We start from the raw sequence: 2,004 nt of genomic DNA, 5'->3' as shown, positions 1-2,004 counted from the left end.
CCGACAGCGAACCGTCGACGAAGGTGAAGCCTGCAGGCGGCGTGTCGACCAGGGTCGCATCGATCGCGTCGACGGTACCGGTGTTCTCGACCGTGACCGTGTAGCGGACCAGGTCGCCGATCTTCACATCGCGCGGCGAGGCCTGCTTGATCACCCGCAGGGTCGGCGGCGGCGCCACCGTGGTGCTGGTGGTGCACACGCCCACGCACGACGGGTTGTCCGTACCGGTGCCGACCACGGTGTTGTTCACCGTCTCCGACGCCTGTGCGTTGACCGTCGCGGTGTAAGTCACCGTGTAGGTGCCCGGCACCGTACCGGCCGGCAGCGTGCACACCAGCGGGTTGGCGGCGTTGCAGCTGTAGCCGGCTGCACCGGTCACCGCGGTGAAGTCCAGACCCGTGCCCAGGGTATCGGTCAGGGTCAGGGCGTTGCGCGTCGGCGCGTTGGCCACCGTCGTCGTCAGCGTGTAGGTGATCGTGTCGCCTTGCGCCACCGGGCCGGCCGTACTGGCCGACTTCGCGTAGCTGACCACCGGCGGCGCGACTTCGGTCGTGACCGAGCAGCCCGCATTGCTGCAACTCGGAGCGTCCGTACCGGTGCCGACCACCGCATTGTTCACGCTGCCACCGGCCTGGCCGTTGACCCGCGCGGTGTAGGTCACCGCGTAGCTACCCGGCACCGTACCGGCCGGCAAGGTGCACACCAGCGGATTGGCCGCATTGCAGGTGAAGGCACCGGCGCTGGTCACCGCGACGAAGTCCAGGCCGGACCCCATCGTGTCGGTCAGCGTGGTCACGCCCGTGGTCTGCGCGTTGGTCACCGTCGCCGTCAAGGTGTAGGTGATCACGTCGCCGACCACGACCGGACCGGCGGTGCTCGCCGTCTTCTCGTAGCTCACCGCCGACGCCGTCACCGGCGTATTGGTGGTGCAGGTGCCGGTGCAGGTCGGATTGTCCGTGCCCGTGCCGACCACGGCGTTGGTCACGCCACCCGTCGCCTGAGCGTTGACCCGTGCCGTGTAGGTCACGGTGTAGACGCCCGGCACCGTACCGGCCGGCAGCGTGCAGACCAGCGGATTGGCGGCATTGCAGGTATAAGCGCTCGCCGGGCTCTGGCCCGTCACCGCCACGAAGTCCAGGCCAGCGCCCAGCGTGTCGGTCAGGGTCAACACACCGATGGTCTGCGCGTTCGCCACCGTCGTCGTCAGGGTGTAGGTGATCACGTCGCCGACCACGACCGGACCGGCCGTGCTGGCGGACTTGGTGTAGCTGACCGTCGACGGAACCACCGGGGTGTTGATCGTCGTGGTGCAGGCCGGATCGGTGCTGCCCGCAGGACAGACGGTACTGGTCGAGGTCGCTGTATTGCTGATCGAACCGGCAGTCACGTCGGCCGCGGTCACCGTGTAGGTGCCCGTCAACACGCAGGTCGCACCCGGTGCCACCGATGCACAGGTCGTCGTGCTCGGGGTGATCTTGCTGTCGTTCACCACCACGTTGGTCAGGTTGCCGCTGGCGCTGGTGTTGGTCACCGTCACCGTATAGGTCAGCACGTCGCCCACCGTTACCGTGCCGCTGCCGTCGTTATCGGCATTGGTCATGGTCTTGGCGATCGTCTGGCTCAACGCCGTCACCGGCGTGGTCACCGTCGTCGTGCAGGCCGGATCGGTGCTGCCCACCGGACAGGCCGGGCTGGTCGAGGTCGCGGTGTTGCTGATCGAACCGGCGGTCAGGTCGGCGGCCGTCACCACATAGGTGCCGGTCAGCACACAGGTCGCACCCGGCGCCACCGAGGCGCAGGTCGTCGTGCTCGGGGTGATCTTGCTGTCGTTCACCACCACGTTGGTCAGGTTGCCGCTGGCGCTGGTGTTGGTCACTGTCACCGTATAGGTCAGCGTGTCGCCCACCGACACCGTGCCCGAACCGTCTTCGTCGGCATTACCCGTCATCGCCTTCGCCAGGGTCTGGCTCAACGCCGTCACCGGCGTGGTCACCGTCGTCGTGC

General features: G+C 67.8%; 1 protein-coding gene. It reads right to left on the bottom strand.

The features are described 5' to 3' along the window. Window positions 1-2,004, bottom strand: a 2,004-nt coding sequence (locus tag LC490_RS24165) for an isopeptide-forming domain-containing fimbrial protein (protein WP_223621887.1), incomplete at both ends; no start/stop codon positions are given.

This window comes from Lysobacter sp. ESA13C (assembly GCF_019970005.1).
GTDB classification, from domain to species: Bacteria; Pseudomonadota; Gammaproteobacteria; order Xanthomonadales; family Xanthomonadaceae; genus Lysobacter; species Lysobacter antibioticus_B.
This window is presented reverse-complemented; position numbering and strand designations above follow the sequence as displayed.